Origin of the sequence: Trichocoleus desertorum AS-A10 (genome assembly GCF_039962155.1) — a bacterium.
Taxonomy (GTDB): Bacteria; Cyanobacteriota; Cyanobacteriia; order FACHB-46; family FACHB-46; genus Trichocoleus.
In genome coordinates, this window is record NZ_JAMPKN010000028.1 from 1 (window position 1) to 21,584 (window position 21,584).

Consider the following 21,584-nt stretch of genomic DNA (forward strand, 5'->3'; position numbering starts at 1 on the left):
TGACCGTTTTTGACCGTTCGGGAGGAGGCACAGAGGGGACAAGCAGGCATGAGCAAACAAAGAGCATTCGAAAATGAACTTTACTCTTCTATCATTACATCTTGAGCACTACCGTGAGTTGAACTATTGATGACGATGAATAGCTATAAGTTGCGTGCTAAGACGATGCTGAAATCAGCCTCAGGAATCGAAAATAGGGTTATTGGCTCGCAGTAAGTATAAAGTTCACCAGCGTCCACGGTCTCTTTCGAGTTGGTCAATTACATCTCTATATAGATCTATCTCTGATTTATGTGGATTTCGTCGGCGTTCTGCTTCAATGTGCCGTTTACAAGAGTCTTGATCGCCGTAAAGGAGTCTTAATAATCGATTTTTCAATGTATCTAATTCACTAGAGACCTTTAATTTCATGGATTGACGGAGTTTAACTGTATATCGATTAATAAATTCATACTCTACGTCAGTTAGATAACCTAAACGATGCTCTGGTCGGTATTCATGCTGAGCTGCTTCTCGTTTATATCCAGCAAGAAAAACTTGACCAAAACCACAGATAAAAATGCATAAGTCTGTATATCGCTCATTGAGTTCAAAATCTACCTTGCGAATCCCAGAGTTTTCCAGAATGTAATGGCAAACTTCATGCGCTAGAATTGCCCGTGCTGCTAATTTGTCGTCAGAGAAATTTGGACTCATTTTAATAGTCACCCAACCTTCTTCGTCTACTTCAAATTGACCAGCTGCGAAGGGTGTGGGCTCCACAACAATCCTTGGAACCATGTAGGGCACTGAAAGTCCAGGAGCAACCTGTTCAGCATGGCGTAGTAAAAGTTCAATAACTTTAGTGAGTGAAGATGAGTTAGTCAGATTACTTAAACTCAGGAGAAAATTTGGATATTGAAAAGACTTTTCCGTTGTCCAGGCAAAGCTAGCAAGTTCTTCTAGTTGAGTCTGTAAAGCACGAAAAGCAGGGTCTATATAATCTTCCGAAGTAAGAGGTGATGTAGCTGAAGCAACGGGTTGTTTTGGCTGCACCTCGACTTGGTGCTCTGATGGAGAGGATTGAAACTCTTCTACCACATTGGTAGAAGTATCTGAGGATAAAACAATATCTCGAACTTTGGGAGACCGAAAAGAGCTTGAACTAGAGGTAACAGAAGAGTCTATTACTTTCAGAAGGAAGAACGCATGACGGAACGGGTAGCGCCCATGCCACTTAAGCCGTAAAATGTCACCCGCGATCGAGCCCTGTGGAATAGACAAGACAACAGTTTTTCCCTTAATATTTAGTTGCTTGGTGGTACCGAAATCCGCTTGTATTTCTCTGACTAGGATCTCCTGTAAAATATCTCCTTTTTTCACATTTGGAGTTAGGTCAATTATGCGTCTATGCCTATACCCTAAATAAATCCCTAAAGCTAACAGTGTAGCTAAAGCCAACCAGATAATTTCCATTTCTATCCCTTATTTAATAGCTAGTTTGTCTGAAGATGATCAATTATGCACTGATCGCTGAACGTCTGAAACTCGTTGCAAACCCTCTAATCGCTTGGCATATAATTCTGTCATCTGCGATCAGCACTCGCACGCCTTCTGAGGGCGCTATTTTAGGTTTCGTTGTGATTGGCCTACATTTCATCAGCAGGGCCGAGTGCGGTAGGCGTTGCGGATTTGGTAATGGTATGGCTATCTCAAAGGCCGCCTCCTTCGTAGAAAAATCATTATTTTTCAGCAACACCGTGTGGTAAGCAGATGCTCCACCTTGACCCACCCCACTGGTTTGATAAAGTCGGCAGGTTTCGCTCACTCCCAAACCTTCTGTTTTCCTGCTCAAAAAAGGGTTGTGTCGCAAAAACTGTCTAAGGACAAACGATCTGTGTCTTTTGCGTTGCTCTAAACAGCGATTTCAAAGAGTACTTCCATCTCTGCGGGTCGATTCCCTGCTGCTCTGCGACGTAAAATGCCAGGATGAGTGAGTACATTCACAAAAGCTATAATGCCACGATTTTGCTATATGACTTGGTGTTTCCAACAAAGCATCGATGGGCTGTATTTGATGAACAGGTCGATGAGGTTTTGCGAGAAGTTGTTTGGCAATCGAGAAACGTTACGAGGTTAAATTTATCGAGTTCGTTGTAGACAAAGACCATCTACATTTCCTAGTGCAATCGGTGTTCATGTACAGCGTGACGAAGTTGGTCAAAATGATCAAGAGTTTGACGGCGAAGGAGGTGTTTCAACGGTGTTCTCAAGTGAAACAAATCTACGGGCGGAGAGTTTTGGAGCGATGGTTATTTTGCCAATACGGTGGGCAAACACAGGGATGAAGGAGTGATTGCAAAGTACGTCAAGAATCAGGATAAGGAATACTTCAAGCTCCATCGAGATGAGCAGATTACTCTTTTCTGATGCTGATATTCCGTCTGCTTGCAGCGGGGTCGCTTACCGGCCATGATCCTCTATGTGAGGAGCTCCGACCTCTCCACTTCCAAATCTTTTTTTCAAAATTTCAGCAAAAGCTTCAGCTTTTGCTCTATTCAAGAAAGATGCTACTTGAATTTTATCTCCATCTAAATATGCATCTTTACAAAACTTATTAATTTCATGAAGAGTTTCATCATCATCCGTTCTTACGAATACAGGATACCAAGTGTCGATCCCTGGAGGGTTTGGACCACCACAAGTATCTTGTCCTGGGGTGAGGCTATAGCTGGGTGTAGAACTAGGCTTAGAAAGTTGGTTTAGGCTGCTTTGTAGAAGTTCAACTATTGCGCTGGAAGTAGTTTTCAAAAACAAACTTTGATGGTTAATCAGGATAAAGACAGTAACTATAGCTAACCAGAAAAAATCTCCAAATATTTTGATAAGAAATTTTCCTAGCCTGATTATGTTGGCTTTTACCTTCTTCAACTGACTAGAATGAAAACTTTTACTTAAGTTTGAACTTGGAGACTGATTAGTTAAAAGAAGTTGCTTAAATGAGAAACTTTTATTTGTTATCGAGCTGCTAGAGACTGAAAAAATATCAACCCCTAAATCTTTTGATCTTTCGCACCAGTGGCATCGTCTATAAGACTTCCTGTAAACATGATTTGGCAAATGTTTGCAACTGATCAATTCAGAAATTGCTTGTTCTAAAGCATTGCACCAATCATTAGCAGTCGGTCTTAAGGTTGGTGCTTGATGTCCATCATTAAAACATCGTAGAAAAAGGCTTTTCAATTCTGGATGGACAACATTAAGGGAAATGGTGCTCCGAGAGGGCTGCACCTTTTTATCGTAGCTATATATCCAATAACCCTGTTGAATCAATCTATCTATATCTGGTTTCTCTTCGCTTCCTTTCCACTCCCCCGTACTAAAAGGATGAATTCCAAACAAAAGCTGGTAAATGATTACTGCCAATCGGAAGTTATCATGGCATGGTGTTTGGGTAATATTAGAGGCTGTTTCACCGATTAGCTCTGGGGGTGTAAATTCAGGAGAAAAAACGGTACAACGATAAATCTCCTTTTTCGCATGATCAGGTACTTGAAACGAATCTGTATCAACGATCGACACCAGAGCCGAGTTGTTAACTCGAATGTTTTGTGGTTTCATGTCGCCTAGAACATAACCTTTGGCATGAATATCTCTGATGATCCAAGCAAGGTTCTTCGCTGCTACATGTAAGTACTTCCAAGTAAATCCAGGAAGTATTTTTTTACGTAGCTTTGGGTTATAGACTTTTGTCAACTCCACACTTCTGTCAATGGCTGGCATTAGAATGCCGACATACTCCCCTTTGCTGTCGTTAATCAGGTCTGTAGGCCAAGCGATCGAAATATGATTAGATGTTTCCAGCGAACGGTCCTTTGGCGGGTTTTTTATCATCAACTCCAGTTTCCGTGTCTGGCTCCTATCCAAAGAGTAATAAATTTTCGCCACTTGCCCTTTTCGGTCAGTTCTCCACACTGTCCCTTCACCACCACTACCTAGCGGTGAGCCTTGAAAGGTAAGTGGGTGACCCGTAGAGTCAAAATAACTCATATGTTACCTCTTGCAGTTACCTGAGAAGCAATTTACAAGCCTTGCCTGTTCACCTATATCCCTTCATTGGCAAGTAGGGATAGCGATGATAAAGACAGAGAAGCAGTGTCTTATCGTCATCGGTTCGAGCATTCAATCGCTCAGAGTTCAAAAAGCTCACAATGTACTCATCGCTGACCTCTGGATAGGCTGTTGTTTGCATGTACTCCTGTAAAGGTTGAAAGAAGCCATTGCCAGGTTTCCAATCAAATGTTTGGATTGCCAGACGCTCTAGACCATCTGTTGATGCACAAATGAATTCATACTGGTTTAGGAAAACTTCTGTCTTCATTTCGGTTAGACAATCTGGAGATGTCACAAAGGTAGTTTGGTTAATGAACTCCCCCTTATCTGGTTGAAAAACCAGTTGATAGTCTTGCCCCACAGGCTTAACTACAATGAAGCCATCACCAACTTGTGCAGCAGCTACCCATTCAGGAGTAGCAATGAATAGCAACAGCGTGCAGTTGAAGTCATGGACGCTGTGATCTCTAGCGATCGCTTGTTTCTCCAGAATCTTTGCAACAATTTCGAGTGTTTTATTAAGATGCTTAGTGATCGCTTGCTTCGATAATGATCGCAAACTAACTTTTTGCCTTCCCAACCATTCAAACCACTTTTGCGTACATAATAAAGCTCCTCTAACTGCTAACTTTGCACCTACATCCGCATATTTGGCACTACCAGCCCCGTCTGCAACGGCACCGACAATGATGTTGCCATCATCGAAGGAGCGGTAAGCCCCGTAGTCCTGGCAGGGGATACCTTTGTCCCTATGGCTAGTTCCTAGCGCAGATCGCGCCACTGCTTTCCATGTCATTGGCTAACCTCATGAATCTAATTTGGTGCTGAACCCCATCCCACTGCTGGAAGAACGGTCATTCCATCTCCAGGTTTGCCTGTAGAAACTCGCTTCATAGACTGGCTCAACCAGAGGAACATAGACTTAAAATCCAACCCATTGAGTAGTAGGGGCGGACGCTGAGGGGGAGCAATCTGGCGCAGAATAGCCATGTCTGCTCCTTCCACGGCTACCGTAAAAAATGAGAGTTGACGATTTGCTTCGGCTCGATTAATCTGTTCTGCTGCATTTCGCCAGGGGGAGGTGGGTGCTCCATCTGTAATTAACCAAACCCAAGGTTGGTGATAAGGAACCCCATCGGCTTTATAGATTCGCTTACGAGTCTCTAAGAGGTCTAAGGTAAAATCGATTGCCTCTCCCACTGGTGTCCCACCATCCGCAGTCAAGCGAGGAGGAACAAAACCATCGATTGTGACGAAGTCCTGTGCTAGTTCCACAGGTCCAAAAGAGACGATCGCAATCTCAACTCTCAAAGATGCCAGTGCATCTTCTTCAACTGATTCCTTGAAAATCATCAGCCCACGATTCAATTCCTCGATCGGCTGACCCGCCATAGAGCCAGAGCGATCAAGTAGCAACACAACAGGGCAGCGGGGTTCTGGGTTATCAATGAATTCTGGTTGTCCTACAGGCATTTTCTTATCTCCTTGTTAGGTTTTGTGTACGTTAAGTGCGTTTTGATCAAGAATTAAATTTTGGGGGTCAGGAAAGAAATCTCCAAAACTTTAGAGTTTCAGCGCGATTACCGAACTCCACTCTCACCCGCATCTGATTTGCCACTTAACTGACTATCTCCTCTACTCTCGCCAAAGCCCTTAAAATCCTGACTGGATTCTCCATTTGAGCGGGTGGCGCCATCTGTACCAGGAGCCTTGCTTTCAGTTCCATCAGGATTGCTTTGGCTAGCATCAACGGGAGTTTGATCCTGTCCATCAGGAGCTTGATTCTGGCTGTCTGGTTGACTCTGGTTGTCAGGGGATTGAGGTTGATTATCAGGTTGGCTGTCTATACCAGGAGCTTTGCTTTCAGTTCCATCAGGATTGCTTTGGTTAGCATCAACGGGAGTTTGATCCTGTCCATCAGGAGCTTGATTCTGGCTGTCTGGTTGACTCTGGTTGTCAGGGGATTGAGGTTGATTATCAGGTTGACTCTCCGAGCCAGGAACCTTGCTTTCAGTTCCATCAGGATTGCTTTGGTTAGCATCAACAGGAGTTTGATTTTGTCCGTCAGGAGTTTGATTCTGTCCGTCAGGAGTTTGATTCTGGCTGTCTGGTTGACTCTGGTTGTCAGGGGATTGAGGTTGATTATCAGGTTGGCTGTCTATACCAGGAGCTTTGCTTTCAGTTCCATCAGGATTGCTTTGGTTAGCATCAACAGGAGTTTGATTTTGTCCGTCAGGAGTTTGATTCTGGCTGTCAGGGGATTGAGGTTGATTATCAGGTTGATAACCAGGGTATCCATCAAATTCTCCTTGTGCCGGAAGAGGTTCAGGATCTGGAAAATCACACATCAGGTTTCCAGCAGCTTCTCCTACCGCTGCACCCACCATACCACCCAAACTTCCCCCTATAGCAGCTCCAGCAGGACCAGCTTCAGCTCCCCCCCCATACTTTCCTACCGCGAAGCCTATAAATTCACCAGTATCCTTAAAAGCTTGAATACATGAATCTGGAGATTTCTGATTTGAATTGTCAACACGGCTTACGTTAGTACTTCCTCCAGAACCTCCTTTTTCTGCAGAGGCTGCTCCCTCTAGATTATTCACTGCATTTTGTGAGTTTGAACTTGCTTGAGGTGGTGACATTAAAAGTTATCCTTCCTATCTTGAAATGATGAGTAATTTGAAATTGTTTGAGATAATCATGATGAAATTCGTAGCTGTCAAAGCTTTTCCGCTAGTAGCTATTTACATCTGGATTACTAAAAGATGTAGGCTTGGAATCCTGATCCTTTGAAAAAGCAGAAGGACGTTCACTTCTGCATTGAGGTGGCAGCCCTTTACAGAAGGGTTAGCATGTTGTTTATGATTTTCTCCCTCAGAAAAGCATCCATATACCTTGCCGATTCACCCAGTTCACTCTTCTGGACAGCAAAACAGAGTGCAGTTTTTCTTGCTTCTTCGGGAGACACACCACTGAGAATAGTTCTTCTTCCAGCAACTTTGCAGGTTTCTGCTACTTGTTTCCACATTTCTTCACCTGATAACTTTGCTAGAGCACTAATAAAGTTGTTATCAAGGCGTGTGTCAGAAAGTAGTGGTTCAACATTGTGCCTGTACAAGCAGATTTTATCGGGACAAACTCTTTCACAGCCTGCGAATGGGTAGTTCTGAATACTGCAAAGGTTGCGATATCTATCTTGGAAGACTCGGATACGCTGTTCTTCTTCGCCAGAAAGATCGGGTTGAGTGGAGCTTTGTTTGTATCTGCTTAAGCCAATGCTGGACATCAAAGACAGGAATTCCTTTGTCAATTGCTGAACCATTTCATACTGCCATCCATACTTTTGCCCAAACCTCTCAAAATAACTGCTTACTCCATAAATCAAGCTAATTTCGATTCCTTGAAAATCTTGGCTACTGCTTCTTCTGAACTTACTGACCACTTGAATAAGTTGAGGGAATTCTATTATCAACCCAGTAGCCTGATTAACAGCTGATAGAACGTACCGAGCGACAACCTCTTGTACCTCCAAATTTTCAACAATTTGCTCTGCCTCCTTCTTGAGGGGTTTTAAACTATCCTCAATAGTTAACGATCCACTGAGTGGTGCAAACACATCAACCATTTTTTGAGAAAACTTTTTCATCGATTGCCGGATGAGTTGATTCTCCTGTTCCTTAGAAAGTTGTTGGAAAACAACTTTGCTGTAGGGCACCTGAATCAGCAGAGAACTGTCATCTCCCTCGCTATACACAGCTGCTTCTCCGACCGACAAAGAGGCAATTCGGCGTTGTTGATCCTCGTCCAGATTCATGGTTGCACCCATCACTCGTCTATCATCGGCTGCAACTACACGGTGCATAATCTTCAGGTTGGTGTTTTTAATAATATCTGGTGCTAGTTTGGTCGGAATTTGTTCTGCAATCAAGAAACCCTCTCCGTAGGCACGAATTTCAGAGAGGATATTGCAGAAGGTTTCTACTGCTTTCCCCCTACTATTGGCTGTCTCTGTATCCACAACTGTAGATACATTCTTGAACAGCCTATGCGCTTCCTCTATAACTGTTAGATGAGACAGGGGTTTACCTTCAGTTAAACCTTGTGAGGTGTAATACTCACATAGAAACGTTAGAAGTAACCCAATCAGGAAGGCTTTTTCGTCATCATCTCCAATTTGCTCTAATTCCAGAATGGTTGGTTGCTGAAGCAATGCCTGAATTGGAATTGATTTCCTGGTATCTAACATCAATCCCTTACCCCCAATTCGCAGGCTGTTGATCCTGGTTTTAAGGGCAGCTTTCACATCCATCGTGATTTTATCTTCATAACCTAAGCGATCGACAACTTCGTCGATTTTTCGGTAGAGATCGGTCAGCGTTGGATGAGCATTTTGGTGTAAGCCGCGATCGTTGGTACTGGTAACTAAATTCCAGCCCTTATCTTGATAGATTTCATGAATACATGCCTCTAGAACGTAGGGCATCGGGGCATACATTACAAAACTGGCATTGAAAACTGACAGCAAATGGCTAATGTGCGTTTGAACAGAAACCCCCGGCATGATTTCAAAGGGGTTCAAGCGAAAAGGTGATGTGGTATCATCCCCCAGGGTGAAGATCCGTAGATAGTTTGCTAGTTCTCTAATGTGAAGAGCCTTTCGATACTCAGTTTTCGCTGGCTCAATCACCAAAAATGGAAGATTGGCTTGCCATGCTTGCTTGAGTAGATGAAAGATGGTGTTAGTTTTACCGCTTCCAGTTGTACCAACTGCCAAACCATGTCGGTTTAGGCTTTCATAACTGACTTGGTACTGGTTTCCTACCCTTTGACCACAATGTATGATATCCCCCACACTGATGCCCTGTTTAGTCTTGCTATCAGGTACAGCAACATCAAAGCGGACATAATCTTTGACGAAATACCCAGGAGCCTCTTCTGTTGGTAACTGTGCGAGTATCGCCAGTTCTTTTGAGTTTTCTAGAGCGAGGTATTTGTGGGGATACTCCACGTTCTGGCTCGGACCCTTTGGCGCAGCACTACTGCTGCGAAGGGGTTGATGAGTTGTTTTGCAAGATGGATACTCTAACACTCGAATTGGATCAAGCCGGGAATCTTCACCTCCAAAAACGGCCTTAATAATGGCTTGACCATGGCGGAAGGTTTGTGAATCTTGAGACAAAAGGTATGTTCCTACATGCCACAGTCCCTGGGACTTTCCAAGCTCCAGCTTCTCTTTCAGACTTTCCAGTCGTTCCTTGTAAGTCTCTGCGATCGGATTTTGTACATTAGCTGCTGCCTGTGCATTTTCTACGATTCGCCGCTCATTTACCGTGGAGTTATACAGCTCCTCTACTTCAATTTCTGAAGCTGGAACTGCCATAACCATATATGCCCATCCAGCTTGACTTGCAGTTGCACTGTTTAGTCCTCGAATCAGTCGCTCAATCTGTTCATTATTTGCAGTCTCCCTGTCCGTTTTCACAGTAGGACTTCCTGTCACGATCGCAGCATACTTATATCCTTGTGTCAGGTTTTGCAAAAGAGCTAAGTCGTCTTTTGAAAGCTGAGTTTGCAGATCAATTCCAGGGTATGCACTTTGCAGGGAAGCGGCTATCGTTGACAAATGGTTGCCTTGGTAGGTCCCAATGAACAAATTGAGTCGAGATGGCTCGTGAATGATCAGGAAGATAAGCGGAATTTTTTGTCCATACAGCCCAGCATTAATGTCTTGCATCAACGAGCGTGGCAGAGCCCGTTGTGTTTCCTGACTACTCCAAAAGTCCGCAATTCCTAAAACTTTGACAAAGAATGAATTACCAGGTGCAGGAACATGAACATTTTCCGTGGATTCAGCAACTTTACCCTGTAAAGCATTCAAGTAACTGCGTTCAAGATAACCGATATGTTGAGTGGAAAAGCTCATAAAGTAAACTCTCTAAAAACTAGATATTCCTATCCCCATGAAAAATCAGATATAAAGGAAGCCACAATAATGACGACGAACATCAATCCACCAAAAATGACTTCAAGAGTAGCTGCGACCAGAATCTTCAAAAGAAATCTAAAAATTACGAAGCAGTAAAGATTCAAAAATCTTTTCGCCTTCTAGCAGCACCTGTTAGGGTCAACTTTAATGCCACCTTTGTCTGTCAACTCCACTCTGAACATCAAAATTCGAGAATTATTTACGTAGCTACAAGATTCATTCATCGCCTAAACCTGCTCAGTTGTGGTGGCGTTTCCTAATTAGTTGTGAGATCAACCTTTCTAGAAGTGCCGCAAAGTGAGAAATGTTTGAGACTGACGCGCTCGATTTGCATCTGACTACCTTATTCCTTGGGAGACTCCCTTAATGAATCTAGTAGTCGGAGAAATCTTCACAACAACCTGAATAGTTTATTTATGAGAGACAATTAAATAGACACCGTAGGCTAACCCACCCCAAACAGCAAAAGTGGCAAAAGATGGACCAAGAAGCTCGAATACAACGTGATAAACAAACGTTAAAATAGGATAAGCCAAGAGCAGGAGTACAAGAGTATAAAAGAAACCTCCCAAATTTCCTGTTGCTTGCTCTACGGTGATCTCTGAGCTAGTTGTTAGGTTATAAATTTCCTGTGGCTGTGAAATTCCTGTACTCGTCTCTTTCCCAATGACTTCCAAGGAATCACCATCACAAATAACCCCAAGAATCTTTTCTCCCCGTAGCTCTACTGCTTTCAAGCCAATGATGTTACCGTGTGTATCTGTAAGTTCCAATCTAAACGTCAAAACCTGGATATTATTGACATATGTATGAGAAGTCCCCCACATTCCCAAATTAGTTTTAGTCTTGGTTCCCAAATCCGTTCTGAAGTCAACTTTCCTCGCAATTCCCTGATATCTTGTTGAGCTAGGTTTACGTAAGAGCATCATTTCTCTGAAGTCCTTCTACATGAATAAGACTCATTCAACTGATATTGACCAACCCACATGCCAGCAATGCTATTTATAGGACCATTCCTCTTAAGGCCTTGTGGTTCATTGCATAGAAATGAGGTTGTTCAACGGAATGCCAGTTGCGTGGGCTATAAACCAGCTAACTACCATGTCTAGTCCCTCACCAAAGGGTGATAGGAAGAGAATCATTAGTGCAGCTAGCCCAAACGGGCTATCTTTTAATGGCTCCAGTTCTGGAAAAAATTTACTAAAAACAACATGACCATCTAACGGAGGAATGGGGAGCATATTTACAACAAATAGTTTCAGATTGATTAAAGCCAAAAGCAACAGTATTAGTTTAGAGACGATGAGGGCAGCACCTACTGTCCCCTCCGTACTTGAGGCCAAAAGCCATCTGATGAGCGCGATCGAGAGTAAACCTAATGTCAGGTTAGAGAGCGGACCAGCAGCAGAAACTATCACTTCTCCCCACTTGGCAGATCGAAATCTTGATGGATTCACAGGCATCGATCCCCATGTAATGCCTGCAATGATAAGGAAGATAGTTGCTTCCCAACCCATATGTTTAAGGGGATTTAGAGTCATATGACCAGTCCTTATGGGGGTTTGGTCTCCTTGTTGTAAGGCAGCTAGACCGTGAGATAGCTCATGGACACAAATCGAAAAAATGACAATCAAACCAACAAGCATAAAAGGAATAAATCCATCTTGAGTCAGAATTAACAACATAACCTCAAACCTCTTGAGTAGAGGGCAGTTAGCATTTGTTTAGGCTTAACCGAGAGTGCGCCAGTTACGCGAAACTTCTTATCTAGATTTGGTGGTAATAATAGGATGGTTAGAATCATGAGTGTGACCGAGATTCGTTTTGAATCGTAGCTGCTGGAGTAATGTTTGTAGAGGCCGTTCAAAGTCTTAACAGATGAGTTCTCAGGACTCCACATATTGACAACTAACAACAACGTGATAGCTGCGATCGCAATGGGCAGTAGAAAATGTAGGGCTTTTCGGCCTGGAAATACTTTCATGGGTAATCTTTATTAGAATGTTTGAGAATTCATGGATAATTGTTGAGTCCCGCGGTTTTTCCCTTGACCGCCAGAGACTGGCGTTGTCTGTTCTCAATATCGGAAGAAATAGAAAGTTTCTCCAGGTGTACTTTCCAGTGGTGGTAGACTGAAAAAGTAGGTCTTGATAAATTTAACCAAATGTGGTAAACGCACATGACTCAGGGCGCATCGAGAAAGCTAATTGCTTCTGATCAGGGACATGCAGAGATTTTGAGGGCTATTGAGAGAAAGAAAATTGAGAGCAGGGAAAACCAAAGAACACAATTGGAGAGTTGGACTCAAGAGGGAGATACAGCCTCTTTACAAGCGGCAGAACTTTTGAGAGGGCGAGGTGAGTTTCAGCCAAGCCTTAATAATGAAGACTATCCAGAGGGCCTAACTCCAACTACTTGGAAAAGCTTCTGCCAGCACAACCCAGTTTTGGCTCGTGCGTTCAAAATTTTCTGCGAAGTCTTAGATCTCGATTGGCAAGAAATCGTTGATTCTCGCGTAATTGTTGATTGGTCTCAGTCGATTGAACGAGAAATCAATGAGTTTTATGGCCGTACAGAAGAACTAGCTAAATTACAACGACAGATTGTCAACGAGCAGCCCTTATACCGTTATAGAAATGGTCTTTGCAAGCTAGTCGTGTTGTTTGGCATGGGAGGGATTGGTAAAACAACCCTTGCTGCGAAGCTAGCAGAAGGGGTCCAAAATCAATTCGAGTTTGTGATTGTGCGATCGCTACGCAATACGCGATGGATTGAAAGCCTTTTAGATGATCTGATTGGGAGCATTTCTAAGCAACAGATAAGCGTTCTACCAGAAACTGTAGATGAGAAAATCACTAAACTAATTGAGTATTTGCGGGACTATCGTTGTTTAGTTATATTAGACAACTTTGAAGATATTTTACAGGGAGAAGATTCAGAGCCTAGCCTCTGCCGAACTGGATACAGTAACTATGATAAATTACTGGATCATATAGGAAGAGAGAATCACAAAAGTTGTTTACTACTAACAAGCCGGGTAGAACCAGCAGTAGTTAAAGCATTGAGAGAATCTGACCAAAAGGTATATTCTCTAGAAATTCGTGGACTTGCGCCGGATGCTGGGAGTGGTCTTTTTCACAGCCATAACCTTGACGCTTCAGAGTCAGATCTACAAGAAATTACCAGCCACTATGGTGGGAATCCCTTTGCACTCAAAATTGTAGCGGCAGGAATCACAACTGTGGGTGTTCCTATCGCACGTTTCCTCACACTTTTGAGGAATGGGTACTTCCCATTTAGCGAAATTCAAGATCTCTTACAACGTCAGTTTGAGCGTTGTCTTCAGCAAGAGACAGGTTTTCAGCAACAAGAAGTTATGTACTGGTTAGCGATCGCTCGCGAACCTGTTGCGTTCGACACATTGCAAGATGATTTACTATCAATTCAATCAAAGCAATTATTGAGGGAAACGCTTGATGCTTTGAGAGAACAATCTCTCATTGAAATAACCTCTCTTGGAATTATGCAGTTGCCCGTCGTGATGGAGTACGTAACCAAACGTTTGATTGATGAAGTGAGTCTTGCAATTCTAACTGGAAACATCTCTATTCTTAAAAAATATGCCTTGCTCAAGGCGCAAGCCAAGGATTACATCAGAAATACTCAGAGTCTTTTTATCTTACAACCACTAATTGAGCGTCTCATTGAGCACTATGACACTTCAGAGAAAGTTCAAGAACGATTCAATCAAATTTTATTGACTTTAAGAGGACGACTTACTCAGGAGACTGGATATGCTCCTGGTAATGTTCTAAACCTGTTAATTCACATGCAAGTTGATTTGAATAGGAGTGACTTCTCTAACCTCAGACTTCAGCAGGCTTATTTAGGAAGTCAAAATTTATGCTATGTCAATTTTTCGGGTTCTGATTTTTCTAAATCTGTGTTTACACAAACCTTTGGAAGTGCTCTATCTATTGCATTTAGCCCAGATGGACAGTATCTAGCAATGGGTGATTCCAATGGTGATATCTATTTGTGGAACGTTGCCGATTTTCAGGAAGAAATAATCTGCCGAGGACACACGAACTGGGTAATGTCTCTGTCCTTCAGTTCTGATAGCAAGATGCTTGTTAGTGGCAGTGAAGATAAAACAGTCAGACTCTGGGATATTGAGACAGGAGAGTGTATTCAGAGTTGCGGCAGAGACGATCAGCGACACACGGACTGGGTAATGTCTGTTGCTTTTCATGCTGACAAGCAGTTGATTGCAAGTGGCAGCATAGATGGAACTATTCGACTTTGGAACGCTAGCACGGGACAATGCATTGGAACTTTGGTTGATCAGCAAAACCCCAGAAGGATTTGGGCAATTGCTCTTAGCCCTCATTCTCCCATGCTTGCCAGCAGTAGTAAGGATGATTCCTTGATCAGGTTGTGGAATCTTGAGACTCAGGACCTCCAAATATTAGGCAGCACGAATGGTCATCTTGCTTGGATCACATCTGTTGCATTTAGCCCAACAGATGATCAACTTCTGGCAAGTAGCAGTATTGATGGCTCAATTAGACTCTGGGATATCAACACAGGCGAATGCCTAAAGATATTGAGAGGACATCAGAATTGGGTAGCAGCAATTGCATTTAGCAAAGATGGCTCTACTTTAGTTAGTAGCAGTGAAGACTACACCATAAAAGTATGGGATTTACAAACAGATCGCATTAATCCATGCCGCAAGACTCTTAGAGGGCACAACAGTCGGATTTGGTCTATTGCGATTAGCTCAGATGGTCAAACAATCGCTAGTGGCAGCAATGATCGCGTAGTGAAACTCTGGAATATAGATACAGGACGATGCCTCAGAACCTTACAAGGATACCCACGCTGGATAACATCAATCGCCTTTAGTCCTGGTGGAGAGTCTCTTTTTAGTGGCAACGAAGATAAGACAATCAAACAGTGGGATGTTGAAAATGGGGGATGCCTCAGATCGTTTGTCGGACATGCCAGTCGAGTTTGGTCACTTGCGATTTCCCCAGATGGTAGAACGATAGCTAGTGGTAGTGATGATCAAACGATCAAATTCTGGGATCTCGCTACAGGGAGATGTTACTCTACTGAGAAAGCGCATCGAAGCCTAGTTTTGTCAGTTGCATTTAGCCCTAATGGTGAGATCCTTGCTAGTACAGGAGAGGATGGAGCTATTGTTCTTTGGAATGTTGCAACACGTCAATCCTTTAAAGTTTTACGAGGGCACACTAGTATTGTTCGCTCAGTCCGGTTTAGTCCTATCAACAATCAGATTTTAGTTACTGGTAGCGAGGACAGAACAGTTAGGTGCTGGGATCTTCAGACGAATACATCTACTGTTATTCATGAATTTGCTGGCAGAGTCTTCTCAGTTGCCTTTTGCTTTCTAGGACAGAAGCTAGCGATCGCAGGTGAATCCAGCACTACTAGTGCGGCTGGAATGGTAGTAATACAAGATTTTAGAACTGATCCTGACCTTGAATTACAGGAAGAGAGCAATGAGTTAGAAGGACATCCACGCAGGGTAAGATCAGTCCGTTTCCATCCTCGTGATAGTCAGGTTCTTGCAACTGGTAGCGAGGATGGCATTGTCAGGCTTTGGAACCGGAGTACCGGGCAATGCAGAATTCTAGAAGGACATCAAGATAGTGTACGCTCAGTCCTGTTTAATCCAACAGGCGATGTGCTTGCCAGTTGTAGTCAAGACGGAACTATCAAATTGTGGAATGTTCAAGAGAGTACACATCTTCAAACTTTGCAATCGCCTGCGCCTTACCAAAATACAAACTTTACCGGTGTTATGGGCTTGACCAGTGCTCAGAAATTAGCTCTCATGCATTTGGGGGCGATCGGTGTAGAGTAATTTGGTTACCGCTCTTTTTGCTATTCCCGTCACAAGCAGCAGGGTATCTAGACATTAAGCCCTACAGGTGTCTTACGCCTCAAGAGGCGGGGAATGTACCCTTGATACGATTCAAATTTTGTAGGTGCAAATTTCTCACTCAACCAAGCGCACCTTTCCTGCTTCCAACTACCCATTTTGCTTTAAGATTACTGCCTTGTCGTCAGAACACTTTACCTAAACGGGCGACTCATAAAACTCCCCCGCTGTTCTAACTGAAAACCGCCGAACAACACGCCCAGTCATACCTCTACCCACAGCATCTTCAAACCACAACTGATTTCGGCAGTCGAAACAGGAAGAAGGGCGGTTTGTAGCCACTCGGAGATCGCTGCCGTCCAGCCAGCCACGTCTTCTGGATAGGAGATCGCCAACACCTCCTCCTTCTTCACCGCCTCCATTTGATCCACCATCGCTAGCACTGCCTCCCTCTCCACCTCTGCCACGATCGATCCTTCTTGCCTGGATTTCCCCTTAGATCGCTGCTTCCGGGGCGGCGCTGGCTCCATCAACTCACTCAAATCCACCGCCATTGTCTGCCGCACCAGGTCATCAAAAAAAACCGCTCCACCACCGGGTTCCGTGATCCCTGTTTCCACTCCTCAATCCATGTTTTAGACCGCGCCGCATACACCTCAGCCATTCGCAGAAACGCCTCCCCCGCCAACCACAGCTGCTCCGCCTCCGGTACCTGCGAAATCCCCTTCTCCACCTCTGCCAGCAACCCCTCAAAATCCACCTGCTCCAGCATCATCCGAGCAGATTGCAGCGCCTCCCACAGCAGCGGTTCTAACTGTTCCGTCATCCTTGTATCCCCACTCGTAAATGCCTCGCATGGTAAGAACAAGGGCGTGCCGGGCACTGCGACACCGAATGCTGCTCCTCGCGGGCGAACCGTTCAAACCCACTCCGTCGTCCGTTGCCGTACCGCTGGTATAGTGCTTCCAGCAGTTGACGGGCTTACTCCTTCACCGTTCACGGCGGCAACCCGAAGGTATGTTGTGGCCCAGTCATCGCGATCGGCTGACTGCCCATCCACAACTCCACACACATCGCGTGAATCACCATCTCATCGTTCGCCTGCCGGGGCCTGTCCACATAGGTATGCAGCACCACAAAGGGAATCTCTAGAATTGATACCACAATCTCCTCCACCTGGAGCGATCGCCGCGCCCCCCCGTTGCGCCCTTTCCGGTAATAGGACCGCCGGCTGTGGCAAACCTCGTCCTGCCAGCAGCTATCCCCGCCAATCGCTTCGTCATGGAGTTTGCGAGCCTCAGTAGCCGTTAACAAACTACACGCTCAGCACTTCTCATTGAGCGATCGCCCCATATGCCCTGCTCCAGGAAGCATCCCTGGTTATGCCTGAAACCCTTGTACTTCCAGAAATTAGCTCTAATAATCTTAGAATAATCAGATAGAGATAAGTGGAATTACTTTACTTTCTCCTCTCAATCTTTCTGGATTATCCCTAGTCCCTGATTGGGCAGCAGTGTCTGCATCAGAGTTCGAGATGCTGGGATCGCGAGTAGGATTGCTCGGCTGGATTGCTTGCCTGCTGCTTCTGCTTTTCCGGGTTTAGTTGTTGTGACAGAGCTTGTTGGCGCAATTGTTTGTTAAGTTGGTCGATCGCCGAGCAGTCCTGCTCCGTCAGGCCATACCCTTGGTATTGACCCTCGGAGTAGCCCATTAGAAGGCGATCGCGGTGGTAGAGTTCCGGTTGACCTTCCTCACCCAAGTGAATCTGATAGTCCTCAAGCGTTGCAGCCTTGAGTTTGTCTCTTCCCACCTTCTCCTGGTTCCATATTTCTTGAATTTGAGGTACTAGACGATGAACATATTCATTTTGTATCTTCAAAATATCCTCAAGTGAGTCAGTCGTAACTGCCTGTCCATTTACCCACTCGACCCCAGGACGTTCGATTTCAATCTCTCTTGCTAGCCGTTTCTGGAGCGCTGGGAGTGTGTAGCCTCGGCCCAGCTGAGACCCTGACATCCTGACCACTTCGCCTTTAGTATCCGCTTGCTCAAAAATGATGCCTGGTTTGCCGAGGCGATCGCACCTCCTGAGTGTAATGCTGTGGTTTTGCAGCAACGCCTCTTGCAGTTGATCGAGCCCTCGTCCTGGAATTGCCTCTTGGTCAATGGCGTCTTGCATTACGACCATCACAGGCGGAACCCCAGTTTGCTGCCACGCCTCCACTTGTCTTCGGGTAGGAGATCGCCGCTCGATTTCGTAGGAGCTTTTTAGAGGTTGAAGCCCATACTCTTTTTCGGTTTCTCGGCAGATACGTTGGCTGCGCTCATGATCTTGCCAAGTTGGAATGGCGCGACCATCTAGCAGATTGATGCGACTGGCAACGAAATGCGTATGCCGATGCTTCGTATCTTCGTGGATGGCACAGAACCATTGATACTCGTATAGTTCCGTTTCAATGAACTCATTCACCTGCTGTTTGTATGCAGTTTTGTCGTCACGTCGTAGCAATTCTGGTTCGCGTGCTGATACGACTAATCCCGCAAAGCGATCGATCGCTCTATCTTTTAGAAACTCATCACTCAAATCCTGAGTTGCTGCATCTGCATAGCTGTAGGCATCAATCAAGTGATAAACGGGCCGCTCAATTTGGGGGTTTAAGTCGCGTGATAGGAGGAATTCTCGCGCGATGGTATCCGAATCGGAACCCATAACGGTACCCCCGAGTAACCGAGCCGCTTCCTTATCGAGCACGTATTGAGTGGTTTCTCTAAAGTTGTGATTCTGCAACGTCTTCCCAATCATGCGTCTGTTTCCTCCTGATTGGTATGCTTGCCTGGGCTCAATTGCAGCCCGATTTCTACTAGCAACTTCTCAAGCCGTTCTAGTTGTTCTAGATAAGCTGGGGTGAGGGGTAAATCTCTATTTTGCTGAACTGCTATATTCATGGCCTTCGCCATTTGATTGCAGAGAGCTCTGAGTTGAGCGAGCTGAACGTAGGCTTCTCGGTTGATTTGAGGGGCGATCGCCCGAGGTCGAGGAATGCCAGATCCGAACACTTTCGCTCGCACAAACGCTGAGAGATTAACCCCCTGCCGTAGTTCTTCTAGTCGCTGTTCCTCTGCTTCAGTGACGTAAAAGCGCTTGGCGATCGTTCTGCGTTGATGTAGTTCAAAACCTCCTAAAGCCTCTCGAATCTCACCTTTGAGTTCCGCGATCGCCTGATCCATCGACTCAAACTTAGGCATAAAACTCCAGCTTGCCACCGAGCCATCAGAATTCTGTACTAACACTTCTGGATGAATTTCGGTAGGCAATAGAGCAGAAACCAGCATGCCCAAATTCAAAGTTTTGCTAAGACCGCCTTCTGAAGCCGTCAGCCTCTGCCTGATTTCGTTAGAAGAGTAGTAGAAGCATTCCATCGGAGTCATGGCGATTTGGGCAAGACTCAGTGAGGCCATTATGGGCAAGCCGCCGAAGATTTATCCCGAGAGCACTGCGAACCAGTTGAGTTCAAAACTGGAGCACCTGGCGCAAAACCCCAAGGGCTTGCAGGTGAAAGAGCTGGTGTTTCGGCTCAGGCCTAAAATCGAAGCGGCGCAGGAATCGGGCTACACCTTAGAAGATATTGCCAACCTGTTTAAGGCAGAAGGCGTTGACCTAACCTTAAATACTCTGAAGCGGTACTTACAAGAGAGCCGAGCTCTCAATTATCAAGCTGACCTGCCGGTAATACCGACTTTAGATTCCAAGCCTGCCAAGGCAAAAAAGACGAACTCCCTTCCCGTTCCTTCATCCTCGCGATCGCAACAATCAGGGCTACCACTCGAAGAGCAACCACGACCTCATATAGAGCGTGAGATGCAACCGTCATTAACCAATACTAACGAGCATGGTTTTCAAGAAATGCGTGCTGATGACGACCTCTAAACGGAGATAAAAAGTGGAGCAATGGCTAGTAAAACAATGAAACTCCAACCTCAAGTTGCTGAACCCCGAACCAAGCAACTGAACCCGAAACGCATGATTGGGATTACCTCCGACAAGGGTGGTAATGGCAAAAGTACAGTTGCTCGGGCTCTAGGTGACATCCTCATTCGACGAGACATCCCCACTCGGGCTTTTGATTGCGATCGCCGCAATGCCCAACTGCACCGACATTACAACCAAGCGTTTTCGTCTGCCTTTGATTCTGATGCAGGTGTAAGCCGGATTGATTTAAGCGTCAGAGGGGGAGCCGATGAACTCCTCAACGGTTTGGAATCTCCCACAACCCAAATTGTGCTGATTGATTTTCCTGCGGGTGGAGGAGAACTCTTTGAGCGCTTTGAACGAGAGATCAAACTCTTCGACTTCCTGGATGAAATCGGGTATCAATTGACGATGGTCAGTGTACTCAGTCGGGTCAAAGATAGCATCAACTCCCTCAGAACCCTGATAGAGTTCTGTGGCGATCGCGCGGACCATGTGGTGCTGAAGAACTGCTTTTTTGGAGAACCCGAGAAATTCAGCCGCTTTGACCAGAGCAAAACGAAGGAGCTGGTATTGCAAACTGGTGGGGTAATTCTCAACTTTAGATGAAGCCGAAGCAGAATTTTTCAAAGCTGCGGAGTTTTTAGGGTTGGCTTAGAGGTCAGCGGAGCAAAAAGAGATTCAGGGTGCGACCATATTGCCTTTCAGGTCTAGAAGTAAGGCAGCTCAATCTAACAACTCTTGACTCAATTAGGTATCCATAATGGCTAGCAGCACTCCTGACAGTAATGGCAGCCACAAGCCAATTCTCACCGGGAATACGGTTCTCGACAAACTGCTTAACCAACTGGAGAAGGGCGATCGCGAGTTCATCTTGCGATTAATGGCAGAGTTGGGCATCCCAACCAATGACCCGATGCACCCTTTTTTAGTGGCGTTACAATACTATGTCCAGATTCTCAGAGAGATTCCAGCTGCAATGAAATCAGCAGCGGATGAATCGTTTCGTAAAGCTGCCACGGTTTATGGCAGCATCCAATCCAATTTGAATTACTCAGTGGCTCAAATCGAAGGCATTCGGTTGCAGTGGGGGGAAGACACCAGAGCTTTGCTGCCTGAGTTCAGGTCTACCTTTAATGCGGCTTTCGACCAGGCCATTCAGTCAGCGGATGTAGTACTGAAAAAGAAAGTAGAGGTGTATCGTCAAGAGGTTAATCAGATCAACGCCACGGCTTTACGGGATTGGAGCCAAGAGCTCGTCTGCACTCGCAATCTCTATCTGAGCGATGTCTTTTGGCAGGGTTTGGTTTGGGCCAGTAGTGCTACGGCGATCGCCCTAGTGGTGGTAGCAGGGTCAGCTTACTGGCTAGGGACTCAGCAGGGACGGGTGAGTGCTGCCCAAGAGTTTGGCAACCAGGACTGGTACATTATCGGTCAACAGTTGATTAATCGAGCAGATAATAAGCAACGGTTGATTCGTTGCAACGAAGACCGCAACGCAAAATGTACCCTCTGGATAGAAAACCCACCCCAACAGTAGGGAAACGACGCAACCTTTTCATCGTTGTTTCTTACTTGCCCCAATTCTTTGGTTTAGGTAATGACGGGCGATCGCCCCTCTCACT

At 45.1% G+C, this 21,584-nt stretch carries 17 protein-coding genes and 1 pseudogene; 5 read left to right on the forward strand and 13 right to left on the reverse strand.

The annotated features are described in order from the left end of the window. Nucleotides 1-225: 225 nt before the first annotated feature. Nucleotides 226-1,455, reverse strand: coding sequence for a hypothetical protein (locus tag NDA01_RS23565; RefSeq protein ID WP_348229904.1), 1,230 nt, complete (start codon nucleotides 1,453-1,455; stop codon nucleotides 226-228). Between the two features lie 513 nt (nucleotides 1,456-1,968). On the opposite strand from NDA01_RS23565, the pseudogene tnpA reads away from it, so the two are divergent. Then, a pseudogene (gene tnpA / locus NDA01_RS23570) lies at nucleotides 1,969-2,409 on the forward strand (IS200/IS605 family transposase). Between the two features lie 33 nt (nucleotides 2,410-2,442). On the opposite strand, the gene NDA01_RS23575 reads toward tnpA, so the two are convergent. The 7 genes from NDA01_RS23575 to NDA01_RS23605 form a co-directional block, all read right to left on the reverse strand. Next, nucleotides 2,443-4,029, reverse strand: coding sequence for a helix-hairpin-helix domain-containing protein (locus tag NDA01_RS23575; protein WP_348229905.1), 1,587 nt, complete (start codon nucleotides 4,027-4,029; stop codon nucleotides 2,443-2,445). 49 nt (nucleotides 4,030-4,078) lie between these two features. Beyond that, a complete protein-coding gene (locus NDA01_RS23580; RefSeq protein ID WP_348229906.1) occupies nucleotides 4,079-4,888 on the reverse strand; it encodes a PP2C family serine/threonine-protein phosphatase in 810 nt (269 codons plus the stop codon). 17 nt (nucleotides 4,889-4,905) lie between these two features. Next, nucleotides 4,906-5,565: a vWA domain-containing protein gene (locus NDA01_RS23585; protein WP_348229907.1), complete on the reverse strand. Its 660-nt coding sequence runs from the start codon at nucleotides 5,563-5,565 to the stop codon at nucleotides 4,906-4,908. Between the two features lie 107 nt (nucleotides 5,566-5,672). Beyond that, complete coding sequence (locus tag NDA01_RS23590) at nucleotides 5,673-6,734, reverse strand: hypothetical protein (RefSeq protein ID WP_348229908.1); 1,062 nt, start codon at nucleotides 6,732-6,734, stop codon at nucleotides 5,673-5,675. A 194-nt stretch (nucleotides 6,735-6,928) separates the two neighbouring features. Beyond that, complete coding sequence (locus NDA01_RS23595; protein WP_348229909.1) at nucleotides 6,929-10,015, reverse strand: ATP-binding protein; 3,087 nt, start codon at nucleotides 10,013-10,015, stop codon at nucleotides 6,929-6,931. A 473-nt stretch (nucleotides 10,016-10,488) separates the two neighbouring features. Continuing rightward, on the reverse strand, nucleotides 10,489-11,007 hold the full coding sequence (locus tag NDA01_RS23600) for a hypothetical protein (protein WP_348229910.1): 519 nt from the start codon (nucleotides 11,005-11,007) through the stop codon (nucleotides 10,489-10,491). Nucleotides 11,008-11,112: 105 nt separating this feature from the next. Beyond that, complete coding sequence (locus tag NDA01_RS23605; RefSeq protein WP_348229911.1) at nucleotides 11,113-11,763, reverse strand: site-2 protease family protein; 651 nt, start codon at nucleotides 11,761-11,763, stop codon at nucleotides 11,113-11,115. 494 nt (nucleotides 11,764-12,257) lie between these two features. Between NDA01_RS23605 and NDA01_RS23610 the strand changes: the two genes are divergently transcribed. Next, nucleotides 12,258-15,971, forward strand: coding sequence for an NB-ARC domain-containing protein (locus tag NDA01_RS23610; RefSeq protein ID WP_348229912.1), 3,714 nt, complete (start codon nucleotides 12,258-12,260; stop codon nucleotides 15,969-15,971). A gap of 281 nt (nucleotides 15,972-16,252) precedes the next feature. Here NDA01_RS23610 and NDA01_RS23615 read toward each other — a convergent pair whose 3' ends face one another. From NDA01_RS23615 to NDA01_RS23635, 5 genes are all read right to left on the reverse strand, one after another. Continuing rightward, nucleotides 16,253-16,609, reverse strand: a complete 357-nt coding sequence (locus NDA01_RS23615) for a hypothetical protein (RefSeq protein WP_348229913.1) — start codon at nucleotides 16,607-16,609, stop codon at nucleotides 16,253-16,255. Further along, complete coding sequence (locus NDA01_RS23620; RefSeq protein ID WP_348229914.1) at nucleotides 16,528-16,815, reverse strand: hypothetical protein; 288 nt, start codon at nucleotides 16,813-16,815, stop codon at nucleotides 16,528-16,530. Before NDA01_RS23620 ends, NDA01_RS23615 begins: the two co-directional genes overlap by 82 nt. Nucleotides 16,816-16,985: 170 nt before the next feature. Further along, nucleotides 16,986-17,303, reverse strand: coding sequence for a hypothetical protein (locus NDA01_RS23625; protein WP_348229915.1), 318 nt, complete (start codon nucleotides 17,301-17,303; stop codon nucleotides 16,986-16,988). Nucleotides 17,304-17,511: 208 nt separating this feature from the next. After that, nucleotides 17,512-18,792 (reverse strand): relaxase/mobilization nuclease domain-containing protein, encoded by a 1,281-nt coding sequence (locus tag NDA01_RS23630; RefSeq protein WP_348229916.1) that lies wholly within the window; start codon nucleotides 18,790-18,792, stop codon nucleotides 17,512-17,514. After that, nucleotides 18,789-19,418: a plasmid mobilization protein gene (locus tag NDA01_RS23635; protein ID WP_348229917.1), complete on the reverse strand. Its 630-nt coding sequence runs from the start codon at nucleotides 19,416-19,418 to the stop codon at nucleotides 18,789-18,791. Before NDA01_RS23635 ends, NDA01_RS23630 begins: the two co-directional genes overlap by 4 nt. On the opposite strand from NDA01_RS23635, the gene NDA01_RS23640 reads away from it, so the two are divergent. From NDA01_RS23640 to NDA01_RS23650, 3 genes are all read left to right on the forward strand, one after another. Further along, on the forward strand, nucleotides 19,417-19,917 hold the full coding sequence (locus tag NDA01_RS23640) for a hypothetical protein (protein ID WP_348229918.1): 501 nt from the start codon (nucleotides 19,417-19,419) through the stop codon (nucleotides 19,915-19,917). The two genes, NDA01_RS23635 and NDA01_RS23640, sit on opposite strands and share 2 nt — an antisense overlap. A gap of 21 nt (nucleotides 19,918-19,938) precedes the next feature. Next, complete coding sequence (locus NDA01_RS23645; RefSeq protein ID WP_348229919.1) at nucleotides 19,939-20,568, forward strand: P-loop NTPase family protein; 630 nt, start codon at nucleotides 19,939-19,941, stop codon at nucleotides 20,566-20,568. A 154-nt stretch (nucleotides 20,569-20,722) separates the two neighbouring features. Then, nucleotides 20,723-21,499: a hypothetical protein gene (locus NDA01_RS23650; protein ID WP_348229920.1), complete on the forward strand. Its 777-nt coding sequence runs from the start codon at nucleotides 20,723-20,725 to the stop codon at nucleotides 21,497-21,499. Nucleotides 21,500-21,584: the final 85 nt, after the last annotated feature.